The sequence below is a fragment of the Bradyrhizobium sp. UFLA01-814 genome, assembly GCF_046718885.1.
Lineage (GTDB): Bacteria > Pseudomonadota > Alphaproteobacteria > Rhizobiales > Xanthobacteraceae > Bradyrhizobium > Bradyrhizobium elkanii.
On the sequence record NZ_JAQOSR010000175.1, the window covers coordinates 1 to 17,261 of the forward strand.

At 65.2% G+C, this 17,261-nt stretch carries 18 protein-coding genes; 7 read left to right on the forward strand and 11 right to left on the reverse strand.

Annotation, left to right across the window (positions count from 1 at the left end):
• Positions 1–62 precede the first annotated feature (62 nt).
• From PMN64_RS35595 to PMN64_RS35620, 6 genes are all read right to left on the reverse strand, one after another.
• Positions 63–758 carry an ABC transporter ATP-binding protein gene (locus PMN64_RS35595; RefSeq protein WP_016847028.1) on the reverse strand — a complete coding sequence of 232 codons (696 nt, stop codon included), beginning with the start codon at positions 756–758 and terminating at the stop codon, positions 63–65.
• Positions 758–1,507 (reverse strand): ABC transporter ATP-binding protein, encoded by a 750-nt coding sequence (locus PMN64_RS35600; protein WP_028332917.1) that lies wholly within the window; start codon positions 1,505–1,507, stop codon positions 758–760. The genes PMN64_RS35595 and PMN64_RS35600 overlap by 1 nt, the downstream gene beginning before the upstream one ends.
• Complete coding sequence (locus PMN64_RS35605; RefSeq protein ID WP_411784084.1) at positions 1,504–2,796, reverse strand: branched-chain amino acid ABC transporter permease; 1,293 nt, start codon at positions 2,794–2,796, stop codon at positions 1,504–1,506. Before PMN64_RS35605 ends, PMN64_RS35600 begins: the two co-directional genes overlap by 4 nt.
• Positions 2,793–3,740, reverse strand: a complete 948-nt coding sequence (locus PMN64_RS35610; RefSeq protein ID WP_411784085.1) for a branched-chain amino acid ABC transporter permease — start codon at positions 3,738–3,740, stop codon at positions 2,793–2,795. The genes PMN64_RS35605 and PMN64_RS35610 overlap by 4 nt, the downstream gene beginning before the upstream one ends.
• 159 nt (positions 3,741–3,899) lie before the next feature.
• Positions 3,900–5,138: a branched-chain amino acid ABC transporter substrate-binding protein gene (locus tag PMN64_RS35615; protein ID WP_050385200.1), complete on the reverse strand. Its 1,239-nt coding sequence runs from the start codon at positions 5,136–5,138 to the stop codon at positions 3,900–3,902.
• Between the two features lie 403 nt (positions 5,139–5,541).
• Positions 5,542–6,768 carry a TetR/AcrR family transcriptional regulator gene (locus tag PMN64_RS35620; protein ID WP_411784086.1) on the reverse strand — a complete coding sequence of 409 codons (1,227 nt, stop codon included), beginning with the start codon at positions 6,766–6,768 and terminating at the stop codon, positions 5,542–5,544.
• A gap of 246 nt (positions 6,769–7,014) precedes the next feature.
• On the opposite strand from PMN64_RS35620, the gene PMN64_RS35625 reads away from it, so the two are divergent.
• Both PMN64_RS35625 and PMN64_RS35630 read left to right on the forward strand, forming a co-directional pair.
• Entirely contained in the window at positions 7,015–8,079 is a 1,065-nt protein-coding gene (locus PMN64_RS35625; protein WP_411784087.1) for a ketopantoate reductase family protein, read from the forward strand.
• Positions 8,080–8,218: 139 nt separating this feature from the next.
• On the forward strand, positions 8,219–8,413 hold the full coding sequence (locus PMN64_RS35630; protein ID WP_212055929.1) for a hypothetical protein: 195 nt from the start codon (positions 8,219–8,221) through the stop codon (positions 8,411–8,413).
• Positions 8,414–8,715: 302 nt separating this feature from the next.
• Here the strand turns inward: PMN64_RS35630 and rnk are convergent, their stop codons facing one another.
• The 3 genes from rnk to PMN64_RS35645 all read right to left on the reverse strand — a co-directional run bounded on the left by rnk (position 8,716) and on the right by PMN64_RS35645 (position 10,533).
• Complete coding sequence (gene rnk / locus PMN64_RS35635; RefSeq protein ID WP_411784088.1) at positions 8,716–9,135, reverse strand: nucleoside diphosphate kinase regulator; 420 nt, start codon at positions 9,133–9,135, stop codon at positions 8,716–8,718.
• Positions 9,136–9,439: 304 nt separating this feature from the next.
• Positions 9,440–9,970 carry a chromate transporter gene (locus tag PMN64_RS35640; protein ID WP_038384313.1) on the reverse strand — a complete coding sequence of 177 codons (531 nt, stop codon included), beginning with the start codon at positions 9,968–9,970 and terminating at the stop codon, positions 9,440–9,442.
• Positions 9,967–10,533: a chromate transporter gene (locus tag PMN64_RS35645; protein ID WP_016847017.1), complete on the reverse strand. Its 567-nt coding sequence runs from the start codon at positions 10,531–10,533 to the stop codon at positions 9,967–9,969. Before PMN64_RS35645 ends, PMN64_RS35640 begins: the two co-directional genes overlap by 4 nt.
• 114 nt (positions 10,534–10,647) lie before the next feature.
• On the opposite strand from PMN64_RS35645, the gene PMN64_RS35650 reads away from it, so the two are divergent.
• Positions 10,648–11,565, forward strand: a complete 918-nt coding sequence (locus PMN64_RS35650; RefSeq protein WP_411784089.1) for a LysR family transcriptional regulator — start codon at positions 10,648–10,650, stop codon at positions 11,563–11,565.
• Between the two features lie 191 nt (positions 11,566–11,756).
• Positions 11,757–12,305: a carboxymuconolactone decarboxylase family protein gene (locus tag PMN64_RS35655; RefSeq protein WP_411784090.1), complete on the forward strand. Its 549-nt coding sequence runs from the start codon at positions 11,757–11,759 to the stop codon at positions 12,303–12,305.
• Positions 12,306–12,360: 55 nt separating this feature from the next.
• Here PMN64_RS35655 and PMN64_RS35660 read toward each other — a convergent pair whose 3' ends face one another.
• Complete coding sequence (locus PMN64_RS35660) at positions 12,361–13,353, reverse strand: GlxA family transcriptional regulator (RefSeq protein ID WP_411784091.1); 993 nt, start codon at positions 13,351–13,353, stop codon at positions 12,361–12,363.
• Positions 13,354–13,417: 64 nt separating this feature from the next.
• On the opposite strand from PMN64_RS35660, the gene PMN64_RS35665 reads away from it, so the two are divergent.
• Positions 13,418–14,131 carry a DJ-1/PfpI family protein gene (locus PMN64_RS35665; protein WP_411784092.1) on the forward strand — a complete coding sequence of 238 codons (714 nt, stop codon included), beginning with the start codon at positions 13,418–13,420 and terminating at the stop codon, positions 14,129–14,131.
• 7 nt (positions 14,132–14,138) lie between these two features.
• Here the strand turns inward: PMN64_RS35665 and PMN64_RS35670 are convergent, their stop codons facing one another.
• Positions 14,139–14,618: a hypothetical protein gene (locus PMN64_RS35670; RefSeq protein WP_411784093.1), complete on the reverse strand. Its 480-nt coding sequence runs from the start codon at positions 14,616–14,618 to the stop codon at positions 14,139–14,141.
• Between the two features lie 235 nt (positions 14,619–14,853).
• Here PMN64_RS35670 and PMN64_RS35675 point away from each other — a divergent pair, with 235 nt between their 5' ends.
• Positions 14,854–15,918, forward strand: a complete 1,065-nt coding sequence (locus PMN64_RS35675; RefSeq protein ID WP_411784096.1) for an amidohydrolase family protein — start codon at positions 14,854–14,856, stop codon at positions 15,916–15,918.
• Between the two features lie 67 nt (positions 15,919–15,985).
• Positions 15,986–17,098 (forward strand): amidohydrolase family protein, encoded by a 1,113-nt coding sequence (locus PMN64_RS35680; protein WP_411784094.1) that lies wholly within the window; start codon positions 15,986–15,988, stop codon positions 17,096–17,098.
• The last annotated feature ends 163 nt before the right edge of the window (positions 17,099–17,261 follow it).

A 17,261-nucleotide genomic window follows, 5' to 3' on the forward strand; every position in this document is an offset into this window, starting at 1 on the left:
GGTCAGTAGGCCGATGCAGTGCTCTGGTCGAGAAAGAGGCCTCTGGCGCGGCCGGTGCCCACCTACACCTCCAGCCATTCCTCGCGAACGGCCGCATTGCTCTTGAGCTGGTCGGGTGTGCCTTCGAACACGACGCGGCCGTGGCCCATGATGTAGACCCGGTTCGAGATCTTCATCGCGATCGACAGCTTCTGCTCGACCAGGAGGATGGCGACGCCGGCCTTGGCGATCCGCGCGATCAATTCGCCGACCTGCTGCACGATCAGCGGCGCCAGGCCTTCGGTCGGCTCGTCGATCATCATCAGTTCGGGGTCGCCGAGCAGCGTGCGGCAGGTGGTCAGCATCTGCTTCTCGCCGCCCGACAGCACGCCCGCCGGCGTGTCGGCGCGCGCGGCGAGGTTCGGGAACATGTCGAGCATCTCCTGCAGCCGCCACTTGCCGGGGCGGCGCGGGTCCTTGATGCCGAGGATCAGGTTCTGGCGAACCGTCAGTCCGGGGAAGATGTCGCGATGCTCCGGCACGTAGCCGAGGCCGAGGCGGGCGATCTTGTGGCTCGGCAGGCCCGCAATGTCCTGGCCCTTGAAGCGGATGGTGCCCTGCGGCGGCACCTCGCCCATGATCGCCTTGACGGTGGTGGAGCGGCCGACGCCGTTGCGCCCGAGCAGGCTGACGACCTCGCCGGCCGCGATGTCGAGATCGACGCCTTGCAGGATGTGGCTTTTGCCGTAATAGGCGTGAAGATTCCTGACCTCGAGCATCAGTCGACCTCCTCGCCGAGATAGGCTTCCTTGACCTTCGGATTGCCGCGGATCTCCTCGGGCGTGCCGGAGGCGATGATGTGGCCGTAGACCAAGACCGAGATGCGGTCGGCGAGGCCGAACACCACGCTCATGTCGTGCTCGACGATGACGAGCGTGCGCCCTTCGGTGAGGCGGCGGATCAGCGCGACGGCCCGCTCGGTCTCGGCGTGGCTCATGCCCGCGGTCGGCTCGTCCAGCATGATGACGCTGGCGCCGCCCGCGATCGTGATGCCGATCTCGAGCTCGCGCTGCTCGGCATAGGTCAAGAGTCCCGCCGGCACGTCGCGGCGATGGCTGAGATGGATGTCGTCGAGGATCTGCGCGGTGCGTTGCTTCACCTCGGGCAGATTGTCGACGTTCTTCCAGAACGCGTAGCGGTGGCCGGTCGCCCACAGCACGGCGCAGCGGACGTTCTCCCACACCGTCATGCGGGCGAACACGTTGGTGACCTGGAACGAGCGCGACAGCCCGCGCCGGTTGATCTCGAACGGCCGCAAGCCCGAGGTCACCTCGCCGTTGAGGCGGATCTCGCCCGAGGTCGGCTTGATGTGGCCGCTGATCAGGTTGAACGTCGTCGACTTGCCGGCGCCGTTGGGGCCGATGATGGCGTGACGCTCGCCCTTGGCGACGCTCAGATTGAGGTCGCGGATGATGGCGACATTGCCGAAGCTCTTCTCGACGGCGTTGACTTGGATGGCTGCGGTCATGCGAGATACCCCCGGTCACGGGCCACCGTCGCGGCGCGATCCCAGGCTTCCGCAACGCGCCGCCAGGTGATGCGCGCGACCAGGAAGCCGCCGACGAGCAGGACTGCCGCAGCGACCCAGGTCGTCGGCGCGGTGGCGACGAACGGGATGCCGAGCAGCTTGATGGCGTCGCCACCGGAGAAGCGTGCGACGGTCTCGATGGTCAGGATGATACCGAGCGCCAGCGCCAGCGTCGGGATCGCCGCGACCAGATAGGACGGGATCACGGAACGAAGCGTTCCGGCGCGGATCAGCGGACGGTGCTTCATCAGGATGCCGGCGATGCCGCCGGGCGCGAACATCACAATGCCGATGAAGATGATGCCGAAATAGAGCTGCCAGACCGAGGTGACGCTGGTTAGCCCAAGCTGCAGATAAGTCACCAGGATGGCGCCGAGGATCGGACCGAAGAAATAGGCGGTGCCGCCGATGAACGCGGAGAACAGCACGAGGCCCGACTGCGTCGCGCCGAGATAGGCCGAGTTGGCGATTTCGAAATTGATCGCGGTCAGCCCGCCGGCGATGCCGGCAAAGAAGCCGGCGAACATGTAGGCGAGATAGCGCACCACATGCGGATCGTAGCCGATGAACTCGACGCGCTCCGGATTGTCGCGCACCGCATTGCAGATCCGCCCGAGCGGCGTGCGGGTCAGCGCGTACATCGCGATCGCCGACACCATCACCCAGAACGCGATCAGGTAATAGACCTGGATCTGCGGCCCGAAGGTCCAGCCGAACATCGGCATCAGCGAGGTACGGTCGGTGGTGATGCCGGACTCGCCGCCGAACACGCTGCGCAGGATCAGCGACGACGAGGCGACCAGTTCGCCGATGCCGAGCGAGATCATCGCGAACACGGTGCCGGCGCGCTTGGTCATGACCCAGCCGACGATCAGCGCGAACGCCATGCCGCCGATGCCGCCGATCAGCGGGATCACCGGCAAAGGGATCGGCCAGTTGTGGCTGGCGACGGCATTCATGGCGTGAACGGCGAGGAAGCCGCCGAGGCCGTACTGCACCGCATGGCCGAACGACAGCAGCCCGGTCTGGCCGAGCAGGATGTTGTAGGACAGCGCGAAGATGATCGCGATGCCGATCAGGCAGAACGAGGTCAGCGAGCCGCCGGCGCCGAAAACCAGCGGCAGCGCGACCAGCGCGACCGCGGCGAGCAGCCAGACGGCATAGAAGCTCAGGGCGCTGCCGGGCTCCTGCTTGGCCGCAGCGATGGAGGGCGTGGAAGCGTTGGTCATGACTCGCGCGTCCCCAGCAAGCCCATGGGGCGGAAGATCAGGACCAGCACCAGCAGCACATAAGGCAGGATCGGCGCGATCTGCGCGATCGTGACGTTCCAGATGTCGGTGAGCGGCGAGGGACCGAGGCCCGGATCGAGCGGGCCGAATACGCTGGCGAGCGACCCGTTCAGCGCGACCGCGAAGGTCTGGATCAAGCCGATCAGGAGCGAAGCGATGAAGGCGCCGGGCAGCGAGCCGAGGCCGCCGAACACGATGACGACGAACAGGATCGGGCCGAGCAGCGCGGCCATGTCGGACTGCGTCACCAGCGAGGGGCCGGCAATGACGCCGGCGAGACCCGCGAGCGCGCTGCCGACGCCGAACACCAGCATGAATACGCGGCCGACATTGTGGCCGAGATGGCCGACCATGCTCGGATGGGTCAGCGCGGCCTGCACGATCAGGCCGACGCGCGTCTTCTTCAGCGTCACCAGGAGCGCGATGAAGATCACGACCGACACGACAAGCATGAAGATCTTGTAGGCCGGGTAATTGGTCGAGAACACGGTGAAGGCGGGGAAGTCGAGCGCCGCCGGGACGCGGTAGTCGACCGGGCTCTTGCCCCAGATCATCGAGACGATCTCTTCGATCGCGAACGCAAGTCCGAAGGTCAGCAGCAGTTCGGCGACATGGCCGTGCTTGTGGGTGTTGCGCAGGCCGTAGCGCTCGACCGCCATGCCGACCGCGCCGACCAGCAGCGGCGCCAGCACCAGGGCCGGCCAGAATCCGATCCAGCGGGTGAGCTGAAAGCCGAAAAACGCGCCGAGCATGTAGAAGCTGGCATGCGCGAAGTTCAGCACGCCCATCATGCTGAAGATGACGGTGAGCCCGCTGGACAACAGGAACAGCAGCATGCCGAACAGGACGCCGTTGAGCGTCGAGATGACGATCAGCTCAGCCACGGCGCACTCGCTTGAGACTGGAACGGTTCACGTGTTCAAAGACCTGTCGCTGAAATGAACTGCTTGTCATTCCGGGATGGTGCGCAAGCACCAGACCCGGAATCTCGAGATTCCGGGTTCGATGCTTGCGCATCGCCCCGGAATGACTGAGACGGCCGATCAGGGCCGCTTCATGTTGCAGGTGGTCGGAAGCATCGTCTGCGCGGTGTCGATCTTGGACACGATGCGCCAGCCCCAGCCGGTGTTTTCCTCGTCGAACGGCTCCTTGGTCTTGTCGGCCAGCGAGCCGAACGAGGAGATGTAGATCGGCTGGAAGAACTGGTGGTCGTCCTTGCGGATGAAGCCCTCGCCGCCGTCGAACACTTCGAACTTCATGCCTTCGAGCGCGGCCGCGACCTTCACCGGATCGATCGAATTGGCCTTCTCGGCGGCCGCCTTGAACATCCGCATCTCGTTGACCGCGCGCGGATACCAGACGGAAATGCCGGTCTTGGCGCGGAAGTCCTTCTCGAAATCCATCGCCGCCTTGTTGCCGGAGTTCGGGACGCCTTCGCTGATCTGGAAGACCTGGCCTTCGAGGCCGGCCTGCTTGATCGCGGTCGGTCCGCCGGCGCCGCCGGCATAATAGGTGTACCAGTTGACCTTGAGGCCGGCGTCGGCCGCTGCCTTCAGCAGCAGCGCGAAGTCCTGGCCCCAGTTGCCGGTCACGACGGTGTCGGCGCCAGACGCCTTGATCTTGGCGATGTAGGGCGAGAAGTCGGTGACCTTGAGCATCGGATGCAGTTCGTCGCCGACGACCTGGATATCCGGCCGCTTTTCGCCCAGCATCTTGCGCGCCGTTGATCGCACCGACTGGCCGAACGAATAGTCCATGTTGATCAGATAGACCTTCTTGATGGACGGCTGGCCCTTCATGTAGTTGGTCAGCGCTTCCATCTTGATGTCCGAGTTCGCATCCCAGCGGAAATGCCAGTAGCTGCACTTCTCGTTGGTCATCGCCGGATCGACCGCGGCGTAGTTGAAGTAGAGCACTTCCTTGCCGGGGTTGCGCGAATTGTGCTTGGTGACGAAGTCTTCCAGCGCCGCGCCGACCGACGAGCCGTTGCCCTGGGTGATGTAGTGGACGCCGGCGTCGACCGCCTTCTGCGCCTGCACCAGGCTTTCCTGCGGATTGGTCTTGTTGTCGAGCGGGACGATCTCGACCTTGTGGCCGAGGATGCCGCCCTTGGCGTTCAACTCGTCGGCGAGATACTGAAACGTCTTCAGGCCGCCTTCGCCAACACTGGCGCCGCCGCCGGAGAGCGGATCGATATAGCCGATCTTGATGGATTCCTGCGCGGACGCCGCGCCTCCCAACACCGTCAGCGCTGCCGCGGCGGCAACGATCAGCCTATGCATCCTGCGTTCTCCCTTGCTCGTGTTTCTTGATCTTTAGCGATCGAGGCCGTCTCATAACCTCAATCGCCGAGCCTTCGCAACTTTCGCTTTGAATACTGCGTCAAGTTTTAGCGGAAGGTATCATGATGTTATAGGCTATATATCGTCGGAATCGGGCGCTGTTTTGAATTGCAGGTAAACTTTTGGATGAAGCGGTCGCTCTCGCGCCGGTTCACCTTTGGAACTGACGTCGTCCGGGCGTGCCTCAAAACCTCCCCTTGAAAAGGGGAGGTCGCTTCGCTCGTCAGAGCGAAGCGGGTGGGGATCGGCTCTCTCCGCATACATCATAGCCTGCCGCTGACCCCCATCCCGACCTTCCCTCTTTCAGGGGGAAGGAGAAAACTGGATCGCTACCGTGGCGGATCTAGCCCGGATGTCGGCGCGGCTTGAGGCCCGCAAGGAAGAGCCGCGCGAAATGATCGGCGATCTCGGCTGGAGACCAGTCACGCCGGGTCTTGAACCAGATCGGATACCAGTGACCCATTCCGGTGAGAATGCGCTCTGCGAAATAGGTATCAATGCGGCGGAAACGGCCCTCGTCGATCCAGCGCTGATAGCTGTTCTGGTCTTGCCGGATCGTCGCAAGCACGTCTCCGACATAGGCTTTCCGGTCTGCGTCGTTGAGATAGTTGATGTTGTGGTAGGTCGCCTTCGGGCCGCAGGGCGTGTCGTGCAGCATCAACAGCAGGCGGATTCGCTGCACGATGTGATCGAATGCCCCAAGGCTGTGCTCTTGCAGATGCTCGCGAATGCTGACTTCGCCGGCGAGCCCGCGTCGCAGGCAGGCCAGCAGCAGGCTCTCCTTTTCGCTGAAGTGATAGTAGATGCCGGCGCGGGTCATGCCCGCATCCACGGCGATGCTCTCGAGCGACGTGCCCGACGCGCCCCTGCGATTGAAACTGTCGGAGGCAATCGACAGCATCCGGTCGAACTTTGCGGCCCGCTTGTTCAGCGCTGTGCGAGCCTCGAGGAACGGGGCGAGGCTGAGCGCCTCGGGCATTTTGGGAAGCGCGATCTCGCGCCGGTAGACTCCGTGCGTGATGATGTCGTCGATGGCATCGATCGCCTGTTGCCGCGTGTAGTAGTCGCGTTCGGATAGCCAGAACGGCACCCAATCCAGGATGGAGATCAGCGCCACCGCCGTGAGCAGCGGCTCGTCGCAGGCGATCGAGCCGTCCGCCACGCCCCGATCCAGAATGTCGGCCAGCAGCGCGGCATTCTGCCAGCGCTTGGCATGGACCTCGCTGCTGTAGGGCGCGGCCAGCGCATCGATATCGCTGAACAGGATCATGCGCTGGCCTTCGGGCCTCAGCCTGCCGCGCACGAAGCGCCTGATGATCTCGAGCCCGTCAATGCCGGGCTCGGCGGCCGCCTCGATCTCGTGGCGATAGATTGCAAGGCCGCGCAGATAGCAGTGGAAGATGAGATCTTCCTTGTCGCGGAAATAGTGGTACAGCGCGCCCGGCACGGCCTGCACCGATGCTGCGACCTGCTCCATCGTCACGTTGGCATAGGAGTGACGGGCAAACAGCCGGGAAGCTGAGACGAGGATTTCTTCAGCCCGATCCGTCGGGTCGGCGGCGACTTGCAAGCTCGAATGCCCTTCCTGATCGCGGAACGAAAATCCGCCCGCGAGATAATCCCCTTGGCAGCCGCTTGTCGATCTGCGATAGACGGTGGCATACCATACACCAGCGGGTCTTGATTGTCTGGTGATGTGGCGACCGTCGGCCCGTGGATGCGGGACGGCCAATATCGACCGGGCATCGGTTCGGCAGCAGCTTCGGACAGGATTTTGGAGAGCAAGCCTTTCGTGAGGAGGGCTGTTGGAGAGAGCATGGCGCGCAACATTCTGATTTTGGGAGCTTCTTACGGCTCCCTGCTGGGGACCAAGCTGCTGATGGCGGGTCACAACGTGTCCCTGGTGTGCCGCAAGAACACCGCCGACCTGATCAACCGCGAAGGCACCGAGGTGCGGATCAAGCTGCGCGACGAGAAGGAGCACCGCTCGATCTTCTCGCGCGATCTGCCGGGCAAGCTCGATGCCGTCACGCCGGCCGATGTCGACGTGTCGCGCTACGACATGGTCGGCCTTGCGATGCAGGAGCCGCAATACACCAACCACACGGTTCGCGTGCTGATGATCAAGATCGCGGCGGCGAAGCTGCCCTGCCTGTCGATCATGAACATGCCGCCGCTGCCGTATCTGAAGCGGATCCCCGCACTCGCCGGCATGGACCTCGAGGAGGCCTACACCAACGCGCAGGTGTGGGAGCGCTTCGAGCCGGGCCTCGTCACGCTGTGCTCGCCCGATCCGCAGGCCTTCCGTCCGCCGGAGGAGAAGGCCAACGTGCTGCATGTCGGCCTGCCGACCAACTTCAAGGCCTCCGCCTTCGCCGACGACAAGCACAACAAGGTGCTGCGCGAGCTCGAAGCCGACATCGACGCGGTGACGCTCGACGGCCAGGACGTTCCGGTGAAGCTGAAGGTGTTCGATTCACTGTTCGTGCCGCTGGCGAAGTGGTCGATGCTGCTGACCGGCAATTATCGCTGCATCACGCCGACGGAGCCGCAATCGATCCGCGACGCCGTGCACGGCGACCTCAAGCGCTCGCAGGCGATCTATGATCACGTCGACGGCATTGCGCGCAAGCTCGGCGCCGACCCCGCGGATCAGGTGCCGTTCGCGAAATACGCCAAGGCCGCGGAAAGCCTGCTCAAGCCGTCATCGGCGGCCCGCGCGGTTGCCGCCGGCGCGCCGTTCATCGAACGCGTCGACCTGCTGGTGAAGCTGATTTCGCACCAGCTCGGCACGCCGAGCACCGAGATCGACCGCACGGTCGAGACCGTCGATCAGAAGCTGAACGAGAAGATCGTGCAGGGCGGCTCCGGCGCGGAGTGACGGAATGGGGCTGGCGAGGGCATGCGTGCCCTCGCCATGCATCGGCGATCTGCAATGTGCGCAATCGCGGTTGCCGGACGCATGGCTCGACCTGTCCAGATGAGATAGACTCGCCCAGCTACGGTTGGGAGCAACGGACATGCCGAGCAAATCGCTTCCTCTCCTTGCAATCTACGGCGACCTCGATCGCGCACGCGATATCATGCGCGCCTGGCAGCCGCTCGACCATCTTTCGCCCGACGACGCCGAGATCGTCGTGAAGGCGATCGCCGAGGGCATCGCGCGCGGGCGCCGGCACGGGCTCGAGATGGGGCAGTGTCATCAGGCGGCGTGAGCTACACGCTCAGCACTCCGATAGCGCATGTGAGGTGAGCACGCCGGTCAGGCTCCCTCTCCCCTTGCGGGAGAGGGTGGGGAGAGGGGTGGCTCCGGGCGAGATGATCGAAATGAAGTCAGCGCGCAATTTCGGCTACGTGTCGTGTGTGCTCGACTGAATGGGAGAGAGCGTGCCGTGCGGTACCCCTCTCCCCAACCTCGAGAGCGAGCTTCGCTCGCCTCGGACCCCCGCAAGGGGGGAGGGAGCCCTTCCGCCAGTGGCTCCCTTACGAGAAGTTAGTCACCAACGCGAAGCGACCGCTAGCCCTGATGCGTCACGGCCAAAACCGTCACCGAACGCGTCTGCTGGCTCGGCGTCTGGAAATCGATCGTCTGGCCGACCGACAATCCGATCAGCGCGGCGCCGACCGGCGTCAGCACCGAGATGCGCCGCAGCGCGATGTCGGCTTCGTGCGGGTAGACGAGCACGACCTCCCTGACGTCGCCGGTCTCGTCGTCACGGTAGCGCACAAGCGAGCCCATGCGGACCACGTCATGCAAATCGGCATCGTCGGCGACGAGCCGGGCGCGGTCCGTCTCGCGTGCGAGGAACTGGGCGACGCGGGGAAACACCGCCATGCTGGAATCGGCCAGCGCGCTGAGGCGATGCGCCTCGCTCGCGGTGATCACGATCGGCGGCAATGCCGGGGCGGTAAAGCTGCTCTGAATGGTTCGGGTCATGTCGGTTGATCTTTGTGGTTGATCGGAGGCGCACGAGCGCCGGCGCGCGAATATCTCGCGACGCGACGGACTGAAATGATTTGATGGCGTCGAGGAATCCGGACGGCGTGCGATCGCCGGCCGGCTAATTGCCTGCGTGCAAACGTCCGGCGCGCAATTCGCGGCGCGCAATACGGGTGTCGATGCGGAGCGTGTCGATCATGGCACCATCAACATAGCCGCTGGCGACGTCGCATCCATTGCGGCGAAAGCGCGCACGCGGGCCGCGTGGAACGATGCGCCACCGCCGCAAACAGGCCGGGCGTCAGGGCTGTCCGATGCCGGACAGGCCGAGCACCGCGCCGGCGGCAAGCGCGACAAGCGGATGGATGCGCGTCGTGGTGGTGGCGATCGCGACCATTGCCGCGATCAGGATCGTGCCCCAGCTCGAGGCCGATGCGTGGGTGATGACGATGGCGCTGGCAGTGACGAGGCCGGCGGTGACCGGAACCAGCCCGGCCTGCACGGTGCGGCGCCAGGGCCGGTCCTTGAAGCGTTCCCAGAGCCGAAGCGCGAAGCCTGTCACCAGCGACGACGGCCCGAACTTGGCGAGCGACGTCACCAGCACGCCGGAGAAGCCCGCGACATGCCAGCCGACCAGCGGCACAACCATCATGTTCGGCCCGGGTGCTGCCTGCGCCAGCGCGAACAGCGCGCCGAATTCCTGCGCCGTCATCCAGTGATGGACGTCGACCACCTGACGCTGCATCTCCGGCAGGATGGTGTTGCCGCCGCCGAAGGCGAGCAGCGAGAGCTCGGCGAAGATCAGCGCGAGCGTGACGAGGGTTGCGCTCATGACGCCTGCCTCGACCTGAGGACAATGCTGAGCGGCGCCAGCGTCAGCAGCGTCGGCAGCAGCGGCAAGCGAAACACCGCGATCGCCAGCACGCAGAGCGCGCCGATGAACAGGCCGAGCACATCGCGCCGCAGCGGCCAGGCGATCTTGATCGCGGTGGAAATCAGGAGCCCGGCTGCGGCGGCAGCGAGACCGCCGAACAGATGACGGACGACCGGGTCGTCGGCGAAGCGGCCATAGATCACGCCAAGGCCGATCACGACCGCGGTCGGCACCGCGATCAGGCCGAGGATCGCCGCAAACGCGCCGGGAATGCCGCGAAACTTCAGCCCGACCGCGACCGACATGTTGATGATGTTGCCGCCGGGCAGGAACTGGCACAGCCCGAGCAGGTCGGTGAACTCCGCGCCGGTGAGCCAGCCGCGCTTCTCCACCATCATGTGGCGCGCCAGCGGCAGCACGCCGCCGAAGCCGGTCAGTCCGAGGATGAAGAAGCCCGTGAACAACTCGCCGACATCAGGCGCGACATGCTTGGTGGTTTGCGCGGCGGGGATGGCGTCCATCGGCGGGGCGGCTCCGGTTCGATTTGTTCTTTGCGACGACTCTAGTTGGCCGCGTGCCAAATATCCAATATATGGATAAGGGAATTTGCATATCTTTTCGATATGGATTGCCTGATGATCGAACTGCGCCATCTCCGCTATGCCGTCGCGGTCGCCGAGGAAGGCCATATCACCCGCGCCGCCGCGCGGCTCGGCATCCAGCAGCCGCCGCTGAGCCAGCAGATCCGCGCGCTGGAAGCCGCGATCGGCGCGCCGCTGTTTCGCCGGCAGCCGCGCGGGGTCGAGCTGACCGCCGCCGGCCGTGCCTTCGTCGGCAAGGCGCGCGCGATCCTGCGCGACGCCGACCTCGCGGTGGAGGCCGCGCGCCGCGCGAGCCGCGGCCAGGAAGGCCAACTGGCCATCGGCTTCACCTCTTCGGCCGCTTTCCATCCCTTCGTCACCGGCGTGATGCGCGAAATGCGCGAACGCGCGCCGGCGATCACGCTGTCGCTCGAGGAGGCCTCGACCGGAGAGCTGATCGCAGCTGTCGAGGCCGATCGCCTCGATGCCGCATTCGTGCGCGCGCCAAGCGAGCGGCTGGAGAACCTCACGATCACGCATCTGCTCGACGAGGAGATGGTGGTCGCATTGCCGGACCATCATCCGCGCGCCCGCAAGGACACCCGGCGGCGGATATCGCTGGCCTCGCTCGCCGACGAGCCGCTGATCCTCTGTCGCCGTCCGACCGGGCCCGGCCTCTATGACAGCATCATCGCGGCCTGTCGCGCCGCGGGCTTCAGCCCGAAGGTGGCGCAGGAGGCGACGCGGATGGTGTCGACGCTCAGCCTCGTCGCAGCGGGGCTCGGCATTTCGATCGTGCCGGAATCGATGGCGCGGCTCGAGACCGCCGGCGTGTCCTATCTCCGCCTCGACCGCGCCACGGGCCTCGTCGCGCCGCTCGCGCTGGCGCGCAAGAAGGGCCCCGCCGGCGGCACGCTCGGCCGCCTGCTCGGGATCGTCTCGCGGCGGGTAAAGGACCGCGCCGGCGGTTAGTGGAGCCTGCGCGACGAAGCTGAACGTCGCCGCTGCCGCCGGTGGCGCGGAATGTGGGAAGTTTGGCGAACGCGCGCGTCAGGGCGCGGCTAGATAGCTCCCATCGAATCCTGATGCCGGCGCGTCGATCGCAACAGCCTGGTTGCGACCGGAGGCTTCGGGTTCAATCAACACCGCGAAAGGCATTTCCGATGGCACGTTTTCCTGTCCATACGCTCGAGTCTGCCCCCGAAGCCTCAAGGCCTGCTTTGCGTGACGTCGAGGCGCGGTTTGGCATGATCCCGAACCTTGCGGCGACGATGGCGACCTCACCCGTGCTGATCCAGAGCTTCATCGGCATCTTCGACAAGGTTCACGGCGGCAGCTTCACCGAGCAGCAGATCCAGACCGTGCTGCTTACCGATGCCGTGACCAATCGCTGCACCTGGGCGGTCGCGCTGCATTCCGCGCTCGGCTTGCAGGCTGGCCTCGATCCGGCCGATGTCGATGCGATGCGTGCCGGCCGCTCGCCTGCCGACAAGACACTCGGCGCGCTCTCGACGCTGGCGCGGTCGCTGATCGAGAAGCGCGGCCGGCTCGACGAAGAGGAGATCGAACGATTCCTGGCGGCCGGGTTCTACAAGGACCTCGTGCTCGAGGTGATCACCATCGTGGCGGCGTCGACCATCACCAACTACACCGGCAGCGTCACCAATCCGCCGCTGGAGGCGGCGTTGCAGGAATATGCCTGGAACGGCTGAGGCGATCGCGCTTCAGCGTCTTTCACTGCGTGCCGACCGCAAATAGCTTCATGTCCTAGACCGCAAATCTGGCGCGGTAGTCCTGCGGTGTGGTCGACAGCAAGCGCAGGAAGCTGCGGCGCATCGTCTCCTCGGACCCGAAGCCGCAGCGCTGCGAGATGCGCTTGATCGGCAGGCGCGTTTCCGAGAGCAGATGCCGCGCGCCCTCGACCCGGAGCCGCTCGATCGCGCGCGCCGGCGTCAGGCCGGTCGCTTCAGCGTAATGGCGGCTGAAGCTGCGCTCGCTCATGCCGGCCTGTTTCGCCAGCGTCGACAGCGAGAGGTCGCCGGCCAGATGGTTGCTGATCCAGTCGTGCAGCGCGCTGAACCGGTCGTCGGTTGCTTGCAGCGACAGGATTTCGCTGAATTGCGCCTGTCCGCCCGGCCGCTTGAAAAACACCACGAGATAGCGGGCGACGGCAAGCGCCGCCGTGCGGCCGAGATCCTCCTCCACCAGCGCCAGCGCCAGATCGATGCCGGAGGTGACGCCGGCCGACGTCCAGAACGAACCGTCGCGCACGAAGATCGGATCGGGCTCGACGCGGACATCGGGAAAGCGCCCGGCGAGCTCTGCGCAAAATTGCCAATGTGTCACGGCCCGGCGGCCATCGAGGGCGCCGGATGCGGCGAGCAGGAACGCGCCGGTGCAGACCGATGCGGTGCGGCGCGCTTGTCCGGCGCGTTCGCGCACCCAGTTCACCAGGATGGCATCGGCCGCCGCGGCGCTGACGCCGTCGCCGCCCGGAATCACCAGCGTGTCAACCGCGGTGTCGATGGCGGGCAGCGGATGCACCGCGAGCCCGACGCCGGCGGATGACTCGACGTTCGGGCCATCCTTCGCAACGACGCGGACTTCATATGGCTCGGCGTTGCCAGCCTTGGCCGCCAACGCATTGGCGGACGCGAACACCTGCAATGGCCCGGTGACGTCGAGCAACTGCACGGCCGGATAGGCCAGCACTTCGATCGAGCGGCGGTTTGGCGAAAAACGTGGGCTGGTTGGCGTCATCGCCGAAACCTGCCGCGCTAGATTCGCTTTGTCCATAGCGCAAGGAAAGTTCGAGGGAAGTTCGATGATTGCTCACGATGTTCATCTGCGGATCGGCTCGCTGCTGTTCGAAGGCGTCGATCAAATCGATTTGACCGGGCCGTTCGAGGTGCTGTCGCGGATTCCGAATTCGACCTGCCGCATCTATGCCAGGACCATGGCGCCGGTGCGGGACCTCAAGGGATTGCAACTGACGCCAGATGCCACGTTGGCCGATGCGCCGCCGCTCGATGTGTTGCATGTGCCCGGCGGGTTCGGTCAGGAAGCCCTGATGGAAGATGCGGAGGTGCTCGGCTGGATCAGCCGGCAGGCGGCGGGCGGATGCCGCATCTTCTCGGTCTGTACCGGCGCCCTGCTGTGCGGAGCGGCCGGCCTGTTGAAGGGACGCAGGGCGACGACGCATTGGGCCTCGCTGCATCTGTTGCCGTTCTTCGGCGCTGTTCCCGTCAATGAGCGCGTGGTGATCGATGGCAGCTACATCTTTGCCGCCGGCGTGACCTCAGGCATCGACGGAGCGTTGCGGCTGGCCGCTGAATTGCGTGGCGACGATGCCGCGCGGTCGATCCAGCTCTACATGGCCTATGCACCGGAGCCGCCGTTCGACAGCGGCACGCCGGAGACGGCGCCGCCCGCCATCCTTCAACAGGCCCGGCAAGCCGTGCGCGCGATCACGGCGCAGCGGGAGGCGACCGCGCGCCGCGTGGCTGCGAGGCTGGGCGTCGTCGTGCAGGCAGTCTGAGCGTGGACTAGTTTCCCGGCTCGAAGCTGCAGTCGGCGCCGCCGCCGGCCTTGTCCTTGATCACTGTTGGATCGAGCGTGCAGGACAGTTTCGACAGCGCCTCGTAGATCGTGCCCGCGGCGCCGTCGGGCGGCACGCCGGCCAGCGCCACGGTCGCGAACATCGCATTGGCCTCGCTGCCCTTCACGGTGTGGGTCCTGCTGCCGAAGCTCAGTTCGCACGAACGCGAGGTGATGTCGACATTGCTGGCGCGGCAGACCACCTTGTCGGCGGTGACGACGATCTTCCCGGTGATGGGAACATTGCTGTCGCCACCGAAGAACGCGGCGACCGCCTTCTTCTCCTTGGCCGGCAACGGCGAATAGGGCGCCACGACGCCGGCGAGCGCCAGCGCGACCGAGCCCGAGGTGGTCGTAGGCGCGGCCCATGCGGCTGACGAGGCCAGTGACAATGAACATGCGAGGATCGTCAGTCGGCCCAGTCTCATTCCCGTCTCCTGTATCTGCGCTTTCCGCGGCGCGGAATCGCTACCATGTCTCGTGACCTCAAGGGGTGATGCCATTCACACGCGATCCCGCAACTTCGCGTGAGGCGCGGATGCGCACAGGGCAGGGCGGCCCCGCGTGGACCCGCTTGCACGATCGCGCCATCGGCGTCACAGTCCGATCCGTGGCAGCGATGCCGCCAACAACGACGACAAGAAGATCAATCCGGGGAACGCCATGGCGGCCACGCGCATCGACTGCGACATCCATCCCGCGGTGGGGGGAACGCGCACCACGCTGCTGCCCTATCTCAGCGATCACTGGAAGGAACAGGTGGTCAGCCGCGCCATCGACGGGCTCGACCTCAATTCCTATCCGCCGTCGATGCCGCTGTCCGGTCGTGCGGACTGGCGGCCGGCCGACGGCAGCAAGCCCGGCAGCGATCTTGCCATGGTGCAGCGCGGCGCGTTCGACCAGCTCGGCGCCAGCCACGCCATCTGCAATGTCGTCTATGGCGCGCAGGCGGTGTTCGATTCCTACATGGCGGCGGACTTCTGCAGGGCGATCAACGACTGGATCGCGGCCGAGTGGCTTGCCAGGGACACGCGGCTGCGCGCCTCGATCGTGGTGCCGATCCAGGCGCCCGACCTTGCGGTCGAGGAGATCGAGCGCAGGGCCGGCGACAATCGCTTCGTCTCGGTGCTGGTGCCCTCGCAAGGCGAGACGCTGCTCGGCCGGCGGCATTACTGGCCGATCTATCAGGCCGCGGAGAAGCACAAGCTGCCGGTCGCGATCCACGCCGGCAGTGCCTACCGCGGCGCGCCGAGCTCGATCGGCTGGCCGTCCTATCGCTACGAATATTATCTCGCCGAGGCGCAGGCGTTCCAGGCGCAGACGTTGAGCCTGATCTATGAGGGCGTGTTCGGGAAGTATCCCGGATTGACCGTCGTGCTGATGGAGTCGGGCGTCAGCTGGCTGCCGGCCTTCATGTGGCGCGCCAACAAGACTTGGCGCGGCGTGCGCGTCGAGGTGCCGTGGGTGGAGCGCGAGCCGGCCGCGATCATCCGCGACCATTTCCGTGTCACCATGCAGCCGTTCGATGCGCCGCTGGATGCAACAAGTGTCGCCGACATCATCGACCAGATCGGCTCCGACAAGATGTTCCTGTTCGCGTCCGACTATCCGCATTGGCAGTTCGACGGCGACGATCCGATCCCGCCGCATCTGCCGAAAATTCTTGTCGAGCGGATGTGTGCTGACAACCCGCTCGAAACCTTTCCGCGTCTCAAGTTGAATTCGTAGCGCATGATCCAAAAAAGCGGAAACTGGTTTTCCGACAAGATTATGCGCAAACAAAATGGAGGATCGCATGAGTGACGTCATCGACCGCCCGATGCTCGACCAGGAGAAGACCGCCGCGTCGCGGCTCAGAATCATCGATTGCGACATCCATCCGAGCATTCACGCGCACAGCGACCTCAACGAGTTCCTGCCGAAGCGCTGGCAACAGCATCTGAAGGAATACGGCAGCCATCTGCGCACGCCCTATATCGGCACCACGCCGTATCCGCGTTCCTCGCCGCTGATCGCGCGGCGCGATGCCTGGCCGCCGACCGGTGGCGTGCCCGGCTCCGATCTCGATTTCATGCGCAAGCAGCATCTCGATCCCTTCGACGTCGAGTTTGGCATCCTGCAGGTGCTCGACCTCTTCATCTTCTCGCAGCAGAACCTGGAATTCGGCGCCGCGATTCAGCGCGCCATCAACGACTGGCAACTGGCCTTCTGGGCGCATCGCGATCCGCGCCTGAAGGCCTCGATCCTGGTCGGGCAGGACGGCTCCGACCTCGGCCTCGCCGAGATCGAGCGCTGCGCCAAATCAGGCGAATACATCCAGATCAACGTCTCGCCGCGTGCCAACGAGCCGCTCGGCCGCCGCCGCTACTGGCCGATCTATGAACGCGCGCAAGAGCTCGATCTGCCGCTCGGCATCCATGTCGGCGGCTATGGCGGGCATGCGCCGACCGGCGGCGGCTGGCCGTCCTACTACTGCGAGGAGCATCAGTCGAACGCGCACACGGTGGCGTCGAATCTCACCAGCCTGGTGCTGGAAGGTGTTCCCGAGCGCTTCCCGAAGCTGAAGATCGTGTTCATCGAGGGCGGCTTCGGCTGGATCCCCGCGACGATGTGGCGGATGGATCAGCACTTCGAACGCTTCCGCAGCGAGGTGCCGCATCTGAAGCGCCGACCGAGCGAATATGTGAAGCAGCATTTCTGGTTCACGACCCAGCCGATCGACGAGCCGGATGAAGCCAAGCACCTGCGGCAGCTGATCGAATGGGTCGGCATCGACCGGCTGTTGTTCTCGTCGGACTATCCGCACTGGGACTATGACGACGCGCGCTACGCCTTCAAGACACCGCTAACCGAGGCCGAGCGGCGCAAGATCTTCAACAGCAACGCCCGCGCGGTTTACAAGTTTTAGGATTGAGATGTCCTCGCTTCGAACCGAGCCGCAGACTCCGGTTCACCTCGCCCCGCGTGCGGGGAGAGGTCGGAATGCATCGTTAGATGCATTCCGGGTGAGGGGGAGCCTCCGCAATCTCATCTGTCACTGTATCCGCGGAGATCGCCCCTCACCCCAACCC